Genomic DNA, 14,524 nt, shown 5'->3' on the forward strand with positions numbered 1-14,524 from the left:
CCGCCAGGTCCCGGAGGCTTCGCCTCAGCCGACAAAAGGGGCCGGGCCACGGGAAGTGTCCCCGTGGCCCGGCCCCGACCCGGCCTCATGATGTGGCCGCTGGGTCTGTGCTGAGTGCAAGTTTCCCCGTTACGGGGCGAGCCGGTAGGCGTTCGTGATCGTCTCGGTCACGGTGTTGCCGGTCGTGTCCTTCAGGTACACGCGGTACGACACGGCCTTGGCCGTCGCCGGGTGCTTCACGCTCGCCGTACGCGCCCCCCTCGTGTCGGTCGTGACGGGGGCCGACTTCCACGTGCTGCCGCCGTCGTAGGAGACCTTGACGGTCAGGCCGGCGATCCTGCCGGTGCCGGCCGCCGCTCCGGCCACCTTCAGCGGCACCGTGAGCGTGCTGCCTGCCCGGGCCGTGCCGTTCAGTGCCAGTTTCGGCGCGAGGCGGACGGTGGACAGGGGCAGCGCGGTGGGCGGGGTGTCGGGCGTCTTGGCCGACTTGAACGTCCAGACCGCGGCCACCTTGGTGCTGGTCGTGGAGACCTTGGCCGCGCGGGTGGCCTCCATGATCAGGCGGTAGGAGGCGGAGGCGGCCGGGAGTTCGGCGCTCACCGCGCCGGGACCGCCCTCGGCGATGGTGCGGCCGCCGGACTCCAGCCGGGTGAAGCCGCCGGTCGTCAAGGAGCTGCCCGCGTGCCCCGCGCCGTCGCTGAAGAGCTGGACGTACGCGTCCATGGCGTTGCCCGCGCGGCGCGCGCCCTGCCCGTCATCGGCGTCGAGATCGGGGCCGACGACGCCGGTGTTGAAGTTCAGCGTGTAACGCTTCCCCGCCTTGTACGCGACCGCGTCGGTGCCGTAGTCGATGGTGGAGTCCCCGGCGTCGTCGAGCTGCGCCATGGACCAAGTCCAGCGCAGGTCCTTGGTGTTGACGTAGCTCGTGCCGGAGGCCGGAAGCTTCAGCCGTGTCACCGGCTGGAGCGGCGGGTTGTAGTCGTTCGTGCCGATCGGCGTGGCCGACAGCGTGCCCTTGCGCCCGGCGGCGGAGGCGCCGACGCCGTACTTCACCTCGGCGAGTTCGGCCTTGGTGGTGGCGTGCTTCAGGCCCGAGAACCAGCTGCCGCTGCGGCTGAAGCCCAGCCGGTAGTCGACCTTCGTCGCCGCTGTGCCCGAGGCCTTCCAGACGCCGTTGTACTGGGCGTTCAGGGTGGGCGAATCGGGGCCGATGCCGAGGGTGCGGATGACGGCGCCGTCGCCGAGGCTCCAGCTGCTCGCGATGCCGAGGGCCGCGTCGTCGTAGCTGATGTGCGACGCCGTGAGACGCGCGCCGGCGTCCGGGGTGGTGACGGCGACCGGCTTGGCCTTGCGGGAGTCCAGCGTGACCGTCGTCTTCGCGCCGATCTTCAGCTTCGGCTGGACGAAGACCGCGAAGCTCTTGGTCGGGCCGTAGACGGAACTCTCCAGCGCGTACGTGCCCTTCGGCACCCGCAGGGTGACCGGTCCCTCCCGGTAGGGGACCTCGATCTTCCGCTGCGTGCGGTCGGTGAGCGTGGTGACGTGGCTGGACGAGTCCTTGCCGTTGACGTCGAGGTGCCCCAGCGTGAGGTCGTACGACTCGATCTCACGGTCGACGACGAGACCGGTGCGCACCTCCTGGCCGTCACCGGCGGCCAGGAGTGTCCCGCCGTAGACGCCGTCGGCGGAGCCGATCCTGGTGTCGGCGGTGACGGTGGTCTTCGCGGTGCCGCCCGCCGGGACGGTGAGTTCGGCGTCCTTGACGGTGAACATGCCCGCCGGGCCCGGGCGGCCCTTGGGGTCCATGGATTCGGCGGAGAGCGTGAGGGTGACGGGCTTGGTGCCGAGGTTGCGGTAGGTGACGGTCTTGGCGACCGGCTTGTCGTCGGTGTGCGGCCAGGCCTGCGTGCCGAAGGCGAGCGTGCCGGGCTCGGGGACGACGGACGCGGTGACGGCGCGCGTCAGGTCGACGCGGCCCGCCCCCTGGTGATGGGCGTTGAGCGTGGGGTGGGGCGTGGCCGAACCGGTCAGCGCGGCCTTGAGCTGCGGGCCGGTCCACTTCGGGTGCTGCTGGAGGAGCAGGGCGGCGGAACCGGCCACGTGCGGAGTCGCCATCGAGGTGCCCGACAGGGCGACATAGGGGTCGTTGTCGGAGCTGTCGGGGATCTGCGTGGAACGTGCGGCCGTGATGTCGTCGCCGGGAGCGGTGAGGTCGGGCTTGGCGACCCCGTCGGCCTGCGGGCCCCGGCTGGAGGTCTCCGCGATGTTGTCCTGCTTGTCGACGGAACCGACGGTCAGGGCGGCGGGAGCGCTGCCGGGCGAGTTCAGCGTGCCGGGCTCGGGGCCGTCGTTGCCCGCCGCGATGACGAAGAGGGCCTTGCCGGAGAGCCGTGCGACGGCTTCCTCCATCGGGTCGGTCCCCGGGGAGTCGAGGCTGCCGAGGCTCAGGTTGACGATCTTCGCGTTGCTGTCGACCGCCCACTGCATGCCGGCGATGATGCTGGAGGCGGTGCCGGTGCCCTCCACTTCGGAGATGACCTTGCCGTCCATGATCTGTACGTCGGGCGCCACGCCCTTGTACTTGCCGCCCGACTTGGCCCCGGAGCCCGCGAGGGTCGAGGCGACGTGCGTGCCGTGGCCCATGCGGTCCTTGGCGTCGGGCGCGGATTCGGTGAAGTTCTTCTCGGTGACCTCGACGTTCTTGAGGTCCGGGTGCGTCTGGTCGACTCCGGTGTCCAGGACGGCGACCTTGACGCCCTTGCCGGTGAATCCGGCCTGCCACATGGTGGGGGCGCCTATCTGCGGCACGCTCTTGTCGAGGGCGGGGCGGACCTTGGCGTCCAGCCAGACGTGCGCGATGGCCGGGGCCGCGGTGGTCCGCGCGTTCGTACGGCCGCCTGTCCCGCCGGTGAGCTTCGCCCAGACGTCGTCCGCGCCGGACTTGGGCGCGTCGAACGCCTCACCGCCGATGGCGGGAAGCGTCCGGCGGTCGCGGGCCAGGCCCTGGAAGGTGTCGTCCGAGCGGCTGTTGGCGCGTCCCGGCCGGTATTTGACGATCAGCGGCAGCGAAGTGCGGTGGGCGTCACCGTACTTGTCCCTGACGAGCCGTGTGACGTCGAAGAGCCGCCGGTCGAGCCTGCCCGCGGTGATCAGTGACTGGGCGTCCTGCGGCACGACGTACGTGTGCCCGGCCTCGCGCCGTACCGCGATCGCGACCTCCTCGCGACCCTCGCCGCGGATCAGCCGGACGACCTGCTTGCCCCCTGACCGGACGACCGCCCGGTCGCCGGTCAGCAGCGTGACGGTCTCCGTCTTCCCGCCCTGCGCTGCCCGACCGGTCTTGGTCTCCCCACCGGTACGTGTGCCCGCGGTACGGTCCGGCCCTGGCCCGGAGTCGGCCGAGGCCACCCCCGCGATCAGTGCGCCGGACACCACGGCGGCCATCGCCGCCGTCCCCACCCTCGATATGACTGCCACCCGATTTTGCCTGTCTTTTGAGCGTGCCTGTTGTGGTCGCCCGTAACACGTGATCTTTGAGGTGTTTGGTTCTGGCGAGCCGGAAGATGGTCCTGAGATATTTTTGGTAATGGCGGTTGACATCCCGTCAGGGGTGACCAAGTCCCCCTAAAAGCAGGCAGTTCGACGGGAGGCGTAAGGCCGCCGGAGTGTGGCGGAAACGGGCGACCGGCGTGATCCGGGGGAACGTGACGGCTTCGGCGTGGGGTGGTGGACGGGGTCGGGGGTCAGCGGGTGCGTTCGTAGTGGCGACGTGCCTTTTCGCGGTTGCCGCAGACGGCCATCGAGCACCAGCGCGCGCGGTTGGCGCGGCTGCGGTCGAGCAGGAACAGCCGGCACGCGTCGTTGGCGCAGGGGCGCAGCCGGCCGGGCAGTTGCTTCTCGGTGGCGGCCCAGGCGAGGACCGCCTCGACGGCCAGCCGGGAGTGCGGGGGAGTCCGGGTCGTCCACTGGAGACCGTCCGAAGTGATCTCCGGGGTCTGGTGGACCCCTTCGAGCAGCGGGCTCAACGCGGCGGGTGAGCTTTCTCCGCGCACGATGTCCTGCAGGACGTCCCGCGCCTCCCGCAGCCGCGCCAGTTCCGCGAGGCTGCCTTCGCCGCCGTGCTCCCGCGCCCAGCGCCTGCCTCCGGCCGGGTCGCCGAGCGCGTCCTGTTCCTCGCCGTCGACCAGTGGCCTGCTGTTGAGCAGGTCCAGCAGCGTGTCCATCGGGTGCCACTCTCCCTCTAACCGGATCGAGTCGTTTGACAGGTTAGCCCATGCGGTGCTTGCATGGCGAAGAGCTAACCGGATCAAGCGTTTGAAGGGGTTAGAAATGAACTCGGTGCACCATCGGACCGCCACCGTCGACGGCCATCAGATCTTCTACCGCGAGGCCGGCCCCACCGACGCCCCCGCGATCGTCCTGCTGCACGGCTACCCGACCAGCTCGTTCATGTTCCGCGACCTCATCCCGCTGCTGGCCGACGACTACCACGTCATCGCGCCGGACCACCTGGGCTTCGGCCACTCCGACGCCCCCCTCGTGGAGGAGTTCACCTACACCTTCGACGCCCTCGCCGAACTCACCTCCGGACTGCTCGACCAACTGGGCCTTGACCGCTACGCCCTCTACGTCCAGGACTACGGCGCCCCCATCGGATGGCGCCTCGCGCTCAAGCACCCCGAACGGATCTCCGCCCTCGTCACCCAGAACGGCAACGGTTACGAGGACGGTTTCGTCGAGTCGTTCTGGACCGACGTCTGGGCCTACGGGGCGAATCCCGGCCCCGACACCGAACCCGCCGTCCGCGTCGCACTGGACGTCGACGCCATCCGCTGGCAGTACGTGCACGGCGTGCCCGACCCGAGCCTGGTCGACCCGGACACCTGGGAGCACGACTTCGCCCTCGTCTCCCGCGAGGGCAACGACGAGGTCCAGCTGGCGCTGTTCCGCGACTACCCGAACAACCGCCCGCTCTACCCGCTGCTGCACGAGTTCCTGCGCACCAGCGAGGTCCCGGTGCTCGCCGTGTGGGGCCGCAACGACGAAATCTTCGGCCCGGCCGGCGCACGAGCCTTCGCCCGCGACGCCAAGGACGCGGAGGTGCACCTGGTCGATGGCGGTCACTTCCTGCTGGAGAGCCATCTGGACGTCGTCGCGGGATACCTGCGCGGCTTCCTCGGGCGGGTGTTGGGGTAGGTGGGATCGGGCTGCCCGGCAGCGAACGCTGCTGGGCGAGCTGGGCGTCCGCCGGGTGGTCGATGACCGCCAGGGCCCTACCTCGTGAGGGGCTCCACCCCGAGGAGGGCCGCGGTCTTGACGTAGACGGTGCGGGCGAGGGTGTCGTCCAGAGCCAGGCGTGAAGGGGTGTCCGGCTGCGACTCGCTGAAGAAGCCGCCGCTGGGACGCGGTGCGGGCAAGGCGCCGGCGAGCCAGACGGGGGTCCGCACCCCTTCGTCCGGGGTGATGGCGAACGGGCGGAACAGTGGGGCGGTCAGCCGCATCAGGCCACCGGCGTTGCTGTTCATCGCGGTGCCTTTGACCATGCCGGGATTGGCGTTGTAGACGCTCATGCCGTCGGGCAGGCGGTGGGCGAGTTCACGCGCGGCCAAGAGGCTGACGAGTTTGCTCGTCGCGTAGACGTTGATCTGGTTGTAGAAGCGCTTGCTCCACGATGTTCCCGTGACGTCCGGATCGGTGGCGTCGAGCTTGCCGCGCTTCTCCACGAACGAGGACATGTTGATGATCCGCGCTTCACGCGTGAGCACTCCTTCGGCCAGGAGCGCGTGGGTGAGCAGGAAAGGGGCGTGGTGATTGAGCGCGTAGGTGAACTCGACGCCGTCCGGCGTCTGCTCGTACCGGGGGAACGCCGCCCCCGCGTTGTTGATGAGGACGTCCACCCGGTGTCCGTCGGCGGCGAGTTCCGCCGCCAGTGCCCGTACCTGCGACCACTGTTTCAGGTCGGCGGTGTACGTCCTCGGCGGTACCGCGTCACTGCCCGCGGGAGCCAGGCCGCGCAGGCTGTCGGCGGCGGCCCGGGTGCGCGTCGCGTCCCGGCCGACGAGGACGACGCTCCGACCGGCCTCGATCAGGTGGCGTGCCGTCACCAGGCCCAGGCCCGAGGCTCCGCCCGTGATGACCGTGCTCTCGCTGCTCACTGCTGCTCCTCGACCTCGGTGCCCTCGACGCCGGCGGCCTCATGTGTCGGGCTGAGGCCGTCCTCCCCTTTCGGGCCGGGGCCGTCGATCACTTCGCGGAGAAGTGCGTGCAGGCGCAGCCTGCTCTCGTGGTCGAGGAGGGCGAAGGGGGAATGCTCGACGGTGTGCCGGATGACGCGATCGCGCAGCGCGCATCCCTCGGGGGTGAGTTGGATGACTTTCGCCCGGCGGTCGATGGGGTGGGGCACACGGCGGACCAGGCCGCGCTTCTCCAGCCGGTCGATCATCGACGTGGCGGTTGAGGCGTCGCACTGCAAGAGGTCGGCCAGACGACGCGCGGTCATCTCCCGCCCGCGGCTCAGCCTCCACAGCGCATCGGTCTGCGTGTCGGTCAGCCCCGCTTCCCGGGCCAGCTCCTTGAGCTCGCCGTGCACCTGGGCACGGATCGCGAACAGGCAGTCGTAGAGCTCTTCGGTCAGCTGCCGATCATCCATGACCCGACAGTACATGGAAAATCCAATCATTGGAAAATCCATGTACTTTGCGGGAGTGTGGCGCTGATCCCTCGCGGCGGGCCTCTGGAATCAGTCGTCAGCGCCCGCGCCCGTGCCCACCACGCGCCGCGCCAGTTCGTCGATCAGCTTGTCGACGGAATGCGGCTCGAGCAGATCCGGCACGGTCAGGTCGTCCACGATCAGGCCGACCATGGCGAGATACATCAGGATGACGCCGGTCCGGTCGCCCGGCAGGCCGCTGTCCAGATGGAAGCTGATGTTGGCATCGAGCTGGGCGGTGAAGAACCGGGTGAGCTCGGCGTGCAGTTCGGGGCGGCGGGTGGCCTCCAGGCGCAGCTCCATCAGGGCGAGCCAGCTGCCGCGGTCCGCGCGCATGCGGCCGAGGAGCTGCTTGAGCAGGGTGGCGACCAGCTCGACGGAGGGCTCCTCGTCCATGGTGTCGGCGAGTTGGGACTCCTCGGGCGTCAGACGCTCCTGGATGCGCGTCATGACCTGGGCCAGCAACTCGGCGCGGTTGGCGAAGTAGTTGGTGGTGGTGCCCTTGGGGACCTCGGCCTGGGTGTCGACCGCGCGCAGGGTGAGGCCGCGTGAGCCCTCGCGGGCCAGGACCTCGATCGCGCCATCGAGCAGGGCGGCCCGTCGTGCGGGGTTCTGACGCATGACATTTTCCTTTCGGAAACCTGTTGACACCACTGCGGGTGCAGTACTAAGTTCTAACCACTTCACTCAGAGTACATCACTCACCGTGCCGCCGATGCTTCCCGAGGAGCGCATTGCGAAACCAGCCGAAGTCCCAGCCGAGCGCCCGATTCCCCGTTCCCGCCAAGCCCCGCTCGCTGCCCCGCCCCCGCCCGCTGCCCAAGCCGGGTACCCGCCGCTGAAAGGCCGGATGACAGACCCCATCGCGCACTCCACCGAAGATCACCGCGTCGAAGCAGGCCGCGGCCCCGGATTCGCCGACCACGAGGAGACCTCCATGCGAAAGCTCACCTACTTCATCGCCGTCAGCCTCGACGGATTCATCTCGGGCCCCGACGGCTCCGACCCCACCTCGGGACCGGGCGCCTTCTGGCCGATCGGGCAGGACTACATCGAGCACCTCGTCGCCGAGTACCCCGAGACGCTGCCGGGCCCGGCGCGGGACGCGTTCGGGGTCAGTGGGAACGGTGCGCACTTCGACACCGTCATCGAGGGACGCAGGTCGTATCAGAACGGTGTGGACGCCGGAGTCACCAACGCCTGGCCCCACTTGAGGCACCTCGTCTTCTCCCGCTCCCTCGCCGAGTCCCCCGACCCGGGCGTCGAGCTCGTCGCGGGCGACCCCGTGGCCAAGGTGCGCGAGCTCAAGCAGGAGGACGGCAAGGGCATCTGGCTGTGCGGGGGCGGTGAGCTGGCCGGGGCGCTCTTCTCGGAGATCGACCAAATGGTCGTCAAGCTGGCGCCCATGGCGATCGGCTCGGGAACACCACTGTTCGGGCAGAAGCAACCGTTCGACCCGACGTTCTTCACGCTGGCCGACAGCAAGATCATGGACAGCGGCACCATCTTCCTCACGTACGCGAAGAAGTGAGGGCGCCCCGGGTGGCGGCCAGGCTGCGTCGCGGGGCGGAACTCGCCCCGCGACGGCCGCCTGGCCCGCCGCCGGTGTCGCTTTCACCTGGTGCCCTTTCCGTCAGGAACGGGTTCTGACTCATCGTGGGGGGCGTGTAGGTGCCCGATCGCTGTCGACGTAGCCTCGGCGCTCCACAGATTGAGTCGAGGGTTGTCAACTTTACTGCGGCGAGGTATATAGGTGGTGTCGTCATGTGCATCCCGTCTTCGGGAAAGGAGTGAGTGATGATGCTCATGCGAACCGACCCCTTCCGCGAGCTGGACCGGCTCACCCAGCAGGTGCTGGGCACCGCGGCCAAGCCGGCCGCCATGCCGATGGACGCCTTCCGCGACGGCGACACCTTCGTCGTCGAGCTGGACCTGCCGGGCGTGGACGCCGAGTCCATCGACCTGGACGTCGAGCGCAATGTGTTGACCGTGAAGGCCGAGCGGCGCCCGCGCAGGGGTGAAGACACCGAGGTTCTGATCGCCGAGCGGCCCGCCGGATCCTTCAGCCGCCAGCTGTTCCTCGGGGAGACGTTGGACACCGACCGCATCGACGCCGCCTACGACGCCGGGGTGCTGCGCCTGACGATCCCGGTCGCCGAGCAGGCCAAGCCCCGCAAGATCACCATCAGCCGCGACGACACACGCAAGCAGATCAGCGGCTGAGCCCGGAGGCGAGGGGCGGGAGCCGAGCCGTCTGGGGCTCCCGCCCCTCGCGCCACCCCTCCGTGAGGGCGTCCAGCGAGGGCGTCCAGCGCGTGGACCGGGACGCGTCGGCGGGCGGGTCAAGACCGCCGTCAACTGCCGTTCGCCCTGCGGGCACTGACGCCAGACTCATGAGTGCGGACGCGTCCGTCGGCGCCCGCGCGGTGTCGGGCCGGCCCCGCGGGCCCTCGTCGACGCCGCCGACGAGGGCCGCCACGCGGGGTGGACGGACAGGGTCAGCGCAGTCCGGCGAAGAGGTCGTTCTCGGGCAGGGCCGCGCCGGTGGCGTCCTGGACCCGTACGAAGGTCTCCATGCCCATCAGCTCGCCGAACCTCTCCTTGCCCATCTTGAGGAAGAAGATGTTCTCGCCCTGACTGGCGTGCGCGGCCAGCGCGTCGAACTTCTGACCGCTGTAGGCGATGGTGTCCACCCACGTGCTGATCTCGTCGTCGGGGAGGCCGATCTTGGCCATCTCGGCGACCTCGGCGGGATCCGGCTCCGGCATGTCCTCGCTGAACTCGCGCATGAGCTCGCCGAACCGCTGCATCCCCGAGTGGGGCATCGTGGTCCAGTACACCTTCGGCGTCAGCTCGGTCATCTCCAGTGCCGCCATCGTGATGCGGTGGGCCTGGATGTGGTCGGGGTGGCCGTAGAAGCCGTTCTCGTCGTAGGTGACGACCACGTCGGGCCGGTAGTGCCGCATGAGTTCCGCAAGCCGCGCGGCGCCTTCCTCCACGGGGGTCTGCCAGAAGGAGCCGGGAGCATCGTTGCTCGGCCAGCCCATCATCCCGGAGTCGGCGTAGTCCAACATCTCCAAGTCGCTGATCTCGAGGACCGCACAGCTCGCCTCGAGTTCCTTTCGACGCATCGCGGCGACGGCCGCCGGGTCGTGCCCGGGATCGCCCGGCTTGGAGCCCCCCGGTCCGTCACCGCAGCCGCCGTCGGTACACGTCACGAGAACCGTACGGATGCCTTCCGCCGCATACCGCGCGAGGATTCCTCCGGTTCCGGTGGCCTCGTCGTCGGGGTGGGCGTGCACTGCCATGAGGGTCAGGGGCCGGTCAGTCATCAAGCAGTCCTTCTGTAGAAAATCGCCTCGGTCCGAGTGCGCGGCGGCGTACCGCGATCCCGGGGGCCCGGATCCTGACAGGGTGGACGACCTTGTGCTCGCCGTGTCCCCGCCCGTGCGGCGCCGGTCCCTCGGTCGATGCAACCGTGCCGGGCGGACGGCTTGTTCCCGGCACGGCTGCTCGGACTTCGTCGGATCTGACGTCCCTGCGGCACCAGCCGTGAGATTCCGACACGAGATTCTGTGTTGGTCAGCTCTCGTTCGTGCTGCCGAGGGCGTGGGTGTACTGCTCGTCGGTGACGGGTTCGAGCCAGGTGGTGCCGTCGCCGTCCGCGTCGCCCACGACCATGGCGATGTGCGCCATGAGCGTGGTGTCGGTGCCGCCGTGCCAGTGCTCCTCACCGGCCGGGCACTTGACGGTCTGTCCGGCGCCGACCCGCGCGACGCTGCCGTCGCGGGTGCCGACCAGGCCGATCCCGTCGGTGATGTAGAGGGTCTGGCCGTTGGCGTGGCTGTGCCAGTTGGTGCGGGCGCCAGGGGTGAAGCGGACCAGGGCGGCGGCGAGGCGGGCGGGGTCGGCAGGGGCCTCGATCATGTTGAGGTAGACGTCGCCGGTGAATCGCTCGGCCGGTGCCTTGGCCGTCGGCGTCGAGGTGATGTGCTCCATGGTGGTCCTCGTCCTTGTCAGGTGGGGTTGTCGTGGTTCTTCGGGTTCATGGGGGGACCCGGTAGGTGAGGTGCGGGACGGCCCGACCGGTTCAGCTCCGCGTCGACGCCGCTTCAGCCGTCTCCCGCGCTGCCGGGACAGCATGTGCTGCGGGGACAGAGCCGTCGGGAACGCCATGGGCGACGGCGCGCGTCGTCCCGCGCTTGGTGGTGACGGCCAAGGCGATCAGCGGCAGCAGGGTCCGGCCCGCGAACACGGCGCCGACCAGGGCGGGTCCGGTCACGCCGAGGGAGGAGCCGAGGGCCTGTCCGGCGAGCGCGGAGCCGACGGCGATGCCGGTGTTGTACGCCGACGTCGTCAGCGCCGAGGTGAGAGTGGGGGCGTCACCGGCGAAGCGGACGGCGAGGGCGGTGACGACCGGGTTGATCGTGAACCCGGCCAGCGCCATGAGGAAGATCAGGGCGATGGCGGCGGCCGGCACGGCGGACAGCGGGATCAGCGCGAGCAGGATCAGCGCGGTCACCGTGGCGGCCGGGATCGTCGTGGCCATCGGGCGGCGGTCGCCGAACCGGCCGCCGATCGCGGTGCCGCCCAGCGCACCGGCGCCGAACGCGATCAGCACCAGCGGCACGGCACCGTCCGGGATGCCGGCCCGGTCGGTCAGCAGCGGGGTGATGTAGGTGTAGACGGCCAGAACCCCGCCCATGATCAGTACGGCCGAGGCCAGCGCCAGCCACAGCGGGCCCTGTCGCAGCGCCCGGACTTCATCCCGTACGGAGACATCGGCGCGCTGCTCCGTGCGGGGGATGAAGCGCCCGATCACGGTGGCGGCGAGGACGGCGAGCGCGGCCAGCGCCCAGAACAGTCCGCGCCAACCGGTGACGTGACCGACCAGCGACCCGGCGGGGACGCCCACGACGTTCGCCAGGGTCAGGCCGCCCATCATCACGCTGACGGCCCGGGTGGCGTTCGCGGGCCCGGCGGCGGTGGTGGCGATGACGAAGCCGACGGCCCAGAACGCGCCGGTGGCCAGCGCGGTGACGAACCGGGCGGCCAGGACGACGGTGAAGGAACTGGTGAGGGCTGCCACGACGTGCCCGGCGGCGAAGACCGCCAGGGCGAGGACGAGGGTGAGGCGCTGGGGCAGGCGCAGGGTGGCCAGGGCCATGGTCGGACCGCCGACGATCATGCCGACGGCGAAGGCCGTGATCAGCAGGCCGGCGTGGGAGACGTCGGCGCCGAGGTCGGGGGCGATGTCCGGGAGGATCCCGGCGATGACGAACTCGGTGGTACCCATCAGGAAGGTGCCGACGGCGAGCACCCACACGACGAAGGGCAGCTTGCCCGGCGCACGAGCGGCGGGAACGGACATACGGGGAACTACTCCTTGGGACGAGGGGACGAGGGGACGGGGGGCAGGGGAGACGTGGGCAGAAGTCAGGGGACGGGGGCAGGAGAGGGTTCGGCCTCTGGCTGGTCCGTCGGCTGGTCCATCGGCTGGTCCGTCGGCCGGTCCGTCGGCCGGTCCGGCGCGGACTGCCGCGGTGAACCCTGGGGTGCCGACGCCGCGTGCGTGGTGTCCGGCGCGGTGCTACACGCCGTGACTGCCAGGAGCAGTGCCGCGGCCGGGACCGCGTGAGAACAGAGAGGGCGCAGGGCGGAGCGGGGCACGAGCACGACAGAACGCCTCCGGGTCAGCCGGGCACCGGTCCGGCGTAGTGCCGGAAGCCGTCCCGATCCGTGTGCAGGCCGTACAGCCGCTCGGCCGGCGCGCTCGGGCTCGACGGCCGGATGGAGGATCTTGGGGTCGTCCAGCCTCTCGAAGCGGATGTCGCCGGGGGCGTAGATCATTGCGCCGCGCATGAGAGGGGGTTCCTTCGCGTGCCGAGGCGACGTACCGGGGGAGTGGCCGTCGCCGAGTGCAGAGCCGCGGGCCTTCCGTCCGGCCGGTTCGTGGCCGGGCGAGAAGCCCCACGTCATCCAGGTAACCCGCTCCCGGCGCGTGCAGCGAGGCACGGTCAAGGGGTGTACCGCCAGTACATCCCTTCCGCCGCGGACGGGACGTACCGTCGAAGGCGTGGACAACCGAGCAGAGGTCCGCGAGTTCCTGACCTCGCGGCGAGCCAAGATCACCCCCGAGCGGGCGGGCCTGCCCTCCGGCAGCCGGCGCCGGGTGCCCGGCCTGCGCCGCAGCGAGGTCGCCGCGCTGGCCGACATGAGCGTGGAGTACTACTCCAAACTGGAACGCGGCAACCTCGCCGGCGCCTCCCCGGCCGTCCTGGAAGCCCTCGCCCGCGCCCTCCGGCTCGACGAGGCCGAACGCGCCCACCTCCTGAACCTGGCCCACGCGGCAGACGGCTCCGATGCCCTCACCCGCCCCCGGCGCCGCTCACCCCAGTGGACGGCGCACCGCAGCCTGCAATGGGTCCTGGACGCCGTCACCGCGGGCCCGGCCTTCGTGCGCAACGGCCGCATGGACCTGCTCGCCACGAACCGGCTCGCCCGCGCCTTCTACGACGACGTCTACGCAGCGCCCCACAACCAGGCCAACCTGGCCCGCTTCAACTTCCTCGACCCCGCCTCCCGACGCTTCTACCCCGACTGGGACCAGGCCGCCGACGTCGCCGTGTCGATCCTGCGCACCGAAGCCGGCCGCAACCCCCACGACAAGGGCCTGCACGACCTGGTCGGCGAACTCTCCACCCGCAGCGACGACTTCCGCACCCGCTGGGGCGCCCACAACGTCCGCCACCACGGCACCGGCACCAAACGCTTCCACCACCACGCGATCGGTGAACTCACCCTCGCCTACGAAGGACTGGAGATGGCCGCCGAACCCGGCCTCACCCTCACCATCTACACCGCCGAACCCGGCTCGCCCTCCGAAGAGGGACTGCGCCTCCTCGCGTCCTGGGCCGCCACCAGAGACGCTGACGCGACGGAGCCCTCCACAACGAACTGAGCCCAGTGTTTCGACAGGTAAGAGGCGAAGCTCGTCGGAGCTTCGCCTCAGGAAGGTCGCAGGCCGGGCCCGTGGGCCGGTCAGTCGGTGGAGAGTGCTTCGATGAGCTGGCCGGCCTTGGGGTCCTGGAGCGCCCGCGCGGCGTCGGCGAGGGAGACCATGCCGACGAGGCGGCGCCCGTCGATGACGGGAAGCCGCCGCACCTTGTGATGCGTCATGGTGGCTACGATCTCGTCCGCGCTGTCGTCGGCGCCGATGGTGACGGCCTCGCCCTGGGCGAGTTCGCCGGCCGTGACCGTGGCCGGGTCCTTCGACTGGCCCAGCACCTTGACGACGATGTCCCGGTCGGTCAGGACGCCCTTGAGCCGGTCGTCGGTTCCGCAGATGGGCAGTGCGCCCACGCCCAGGTCGGTCATCTTGCGGGCGGCGTCGAGCACGGTTTCCTCGGCGCCCACGCACTGGGCGCCTCCGGTCATGATGTCGCGGGCAGTGGTCATGTCAGGCTCCCTCACTGACTGTTGGCAGCGCCTCCTACGGGCTGTCGGGCTCTCCGGGTGCCCGATGGGCCCGGGCGCTAACCCGGGAGTCGCGCAGCGGGGGGAGAAGTCGCCACCCATGCCCGAAGCCCCCGGCACGGAAGGCACGGACGGCACAGACGGCCCGTACGGCCCCGGTTTCGGTCGTGGTTCCTGAGTGTCAGGAAAAGGCTCAAGTGTGTACAACTGAGAGCGAATTCAGTGAATTTGTCACAGACGGTTGTCGCGTGGCTGTCGGCGCGGCACATTGCCTTCAGCGTCGTAGTGCCAGGGATTGATGCGGCTCGAACCGTGACCGGACGATCCTTGCCGGGGGAG

At 70.1% G+C, this 14,524-nt stretch carries 14 protein-coding genes; 4 read left to right on the forward strand and 10 right to left on the reverse strand.

Going from position 1 to position 14,524, the window contains the following annotated elements:
• Nucleotides 1-129: 129 nt before the first annotated feature.
• Both ACIGXX_RS01910 and ACIGXX_RS01915 read right to left on the reverse strand, forming a co-directional pair.
• Complete coding sequence (locus tag ACIGXX_RS01910; protein WP_399971845.1) at nt 130-3,477, reverse strand: S8 family peptidase; 3,348 nt, start codon at nt 3,475-3,477, stop codon at nt 130-132.
• A 266-nt stretch (nt 3,478-3,743) separates the two neighbouring features.
• Complete coding sequence (locus ACIGXX_RS01915; RefSeq protein WP_399971847.1) at nt 3,744-4,223, reverse strand: CGNR zinc finger domain-containing protein; 480 nt, start codon at nt 4,221-4,223, stop codon at nt 3,744-3,746.
• A gap of 106 nt (nt 4,224-4,329) precedes the next feature.
• Here ACIGXX_RS01915 and ACIGXX_RS01920 point away from each other — a divergent pair, with 106 nt between their 5' ends.
• Nucleotides 4,330-5,196: an alpha/beta fold hydrolase gene (locus tag ACIGXX_RS01920; RefSeq protein ID WP_399971849.1), complete on the forward strand. Its 867-nt coding sequence runs from the start codon at nt 4,330-4,332 to the stop codon at nt 5,194-5,196.
• Nucleotides 5,197-5,273: 77 nt separating this feature from the next.
• On the opposite strand, the gene ACIGXX_RS01925 is transcribed toward ACIGXX_RS01920, so the two are convergent.
• The 3 genes from ACIGXX_RS01925 to ACIGXX_RS01935 all read right to left on the reverse strand — a co-directional run bounded on the left by ACIGXX_RS01925 (nt 5,274) and on the right by ACIGXX_RS01935 (nt 7,330).
• Nucleotides 5,274-6,155: an SDR family NAD(P)-dependent oxidoreductase gene (locus ACIGXX_RS01925; RefSeq protein WP_399971851.1), complete on the reverse strand. Its 882-nt coding sequence runs from the start codon at nt 6,153-6,155 to the stop codon at nt 5,274-5,276.
• The gene (locus ACIGXX_RS01930) at nt 6,152-6,649 is read right to left on the reverse strand and encodes a MarR family winged helix-turn-helix transcriptional regulator (RefSeq protein WP_399971853.1); all 498 of its coding nucleotides are present in this window, start codon (nt 6,647-6,649) and stop codon (nt 6,152-6,154) included. The genes ACIGXX_RS01925 and ACIGXX_RS01930 overlap by 4 nt, the downstream gene beginning before the upstream one ends.
• 90 nt (nt 6,650-6,739) lie before the next feature.
• Entirely contained in the window at nt 6,740-7,330 is a 591-nt protein-coding gene (locus ACIGXX_RS01935) for a TetR/AcrR family transcriptional regulator (RefSeq protein ID WP_399971856.1), read from the reverse strand.
• A 316-nt stretch (nt 7,331-7,646) separates the two neighbouring features.
• On the opposite strand from ACIGXX_RS01935, the gene ACIGXX_RS01940 reads away from it, so the two are divergent.
• The gene (locus tag ACIGXX_RS01940) at nt 7,647-8,240 is read left to right on the forward strand and encodes a dihydrofolate reductase family protein (RefSeq protein ID WP_366461639.1); all 594 of its coding nucleotides are present in this window, start codon (nt 7,647-7,649) and stop codon (nt 8,238-8,240) included.
• Nucleotides 8,241-8,509: 269 nt separating this feature from the next.
• Entirely contained in the window at nt 8,510-8,932 is a 423-nt protein-coding gene (locus ACIGXX_RS01945; RefSeq protein WP_351157982.1) for an Hsp20/alpha crystallin family protein, read from the forward strand.
• Here ACIGXX_RS01945 and ACIGXX_RS01950 read toward each other — a convergent pair.
• The 4 genes from ACIGXX_RS01950 to ACIGXX_RS01965 all read right to left on the reverse strand — a co-directional run bounded on the left by ACIGXX_RS01950 (nt 8,922) and on the right by ACIGXX_RS01965 (nt 12,080).
• Nucleotides 8,922-9,089, reverse strand: coding sequence for a hypothetical protein (locus tag ACIGXX_RS01950; RefSeq protein WP_361464121.1), 168 nt, complete (start codon nt 9,087-9,089; stop codon nt 8,922-8,924). The genes ACIGXX_RS01945 and ACIGXX_RS01950 overlap by 11 nt on opposite strands.
• 118 nt (nt 9,090-9,207) lie before the next feature.
• Entirely contained in the window at nt 9,208-10,041 is an 834-nt protein-coding gene (locus ACIGXX_RS01955; protein ID WP_351157051.1) for a PIG-L family deacetylase, read from the reverse strand.
• A 250-nt stretch (nt 10,042-10,291) separates the two neighbouring features.
• A complete protein-coding gene (locus ACIGXX_RS01960) occupies nt 10,292-10,708 on the reverse strand; it encodes a cupin domain-containing protein (RefSeq protein ID WP_361464119.1) in 417 nt (138 codons plus the stop codon).
• 91 nt (nt 10,709-10,799) lie between these two features.
• Entirely contained in the window at nt 10,800-12,080 is a 1,281-nt protein-coding gene (locus tag ACIGXX_RS01965) for an MFS transporter (RefSeq protein WP_399971859.1), read from the reverse strand.
• Nucleotides 12,081-12,785: 705 nt separating this feature from the next.
• On the opposite strand from ACIGXX_RS01965, the gene ACIGXX_RS01970 reads away from it, so the two are divergent.
• Entirely contained in the window at nt 12,786-13,670 is an 885-nt protein-coding gene (locus ACIGXX_RS01970) for a helix-turn-helix transcriptional regulator (RefSeq protein WP_351157045.1), read from the forward strand.
• An 80-nt stretch (nt 13,671-13,750) separates the two neighbouring features.
• Here ACIGXX_RS01970 and ACIGXX_RS01975 read toward each other — a convergent pair whose 3' ends face one another.
• Nucleotides 13,751-14,167, reverse strand: coding sequence for a CBS domain-containing protein (locus ACIGXX_RS01975; protein ID WP_351157042.1), 417 nt, complete (start codon nt 14,165-14,167; stop codon nt 13,751-13,753).
• Nucleotides 14,168-14,524: the final 357 nt, after the last annotated feature.

The organism is Streptomyces sp. NPDC055243 (assembly GCF_044544025.1).
GTDB lineage: Bacteria > Actinomycetota > Actinomycetes > Streptomycetales > Streptomycetaceae > Streptomyces.

Excerpts from the sequence above, each read along its gene's own strand:
- ACIGXX_RS01955 (WP_351157051.1), bottom strand. The coding sequence starts at position 10,041 with ATGACTGACCGGCCCCTGACCCTCATGGCAGTGCACGCCCACCCCGAC.
- ACIGXX_RS01920 (WP_399971849.1), top strand. The coding sequence starts at position 4,330 with ATGAACTCGGTGCACCATCGGACCGCCACCGTCGACGGCCATCAGATC.
- ACIGXX_RS01960 (WP_361464119.1), bottom strand. The coding sequence starts at position 10,708 with ATGGAGCACATCACCTCGACGCCGACGGCCAAGGCACCGGCCGAGCGA.
- ACIGXX_RS01975 (WP_351157042.1), bottom strand. The coding sequence starts at position 14,167 with ATGACCACTGCCCGCGACATCATGACCGGAGGCGCCCAGTGCGTGGGC.
- ACIGXX_RS01940 (WP_366461639.1), top strand. The coding sequence starts at position 7,647 with ATGCGAAAGCTCACCTACTTCATCGCCGTCAGCCTCGACGGATTCATC.
- ACIGXX_RS01930 (WP_399971853.1), bottom strand. The coding sequence starts at position 6,649 with ATGGATGATCGGCAGCTGACCGAAGAGCTCTACGACTGCCTGTTCGCG.
- ACIGXX_RS01915 (WP_399971847.1), bottom strand. The coding sequence starts at position 4,223 with ATGGACACGCTGCTGGACCTGCTCAACAGCAGGCCACTGGTCGACGGC.
- ACIGXX_RS01965 (WP_399971859.1), bottom strand. The coding sequence starts at position 12,080 with ATGTCCGTTCCCGCCGCTCGTGCGCCGGGCAAGCTGCCCTTCGTCGTG.
- ACIGXX_RS01935 (WP_399971856.1), bottom strand. The coding sequence starts at position 7,330 with ATGCGTCAGAACCCCGCACGACGGGCCGCCCTGCTCGATGGCGCGATC.
- ACIGXX_RS01945 (WP_351157982.1), top strand. The coding sequence starts at position 8,510 with ATGCTCATGCGAACCGACCCCTTCCGCGAGCTGGACCGGCTCACCCAG.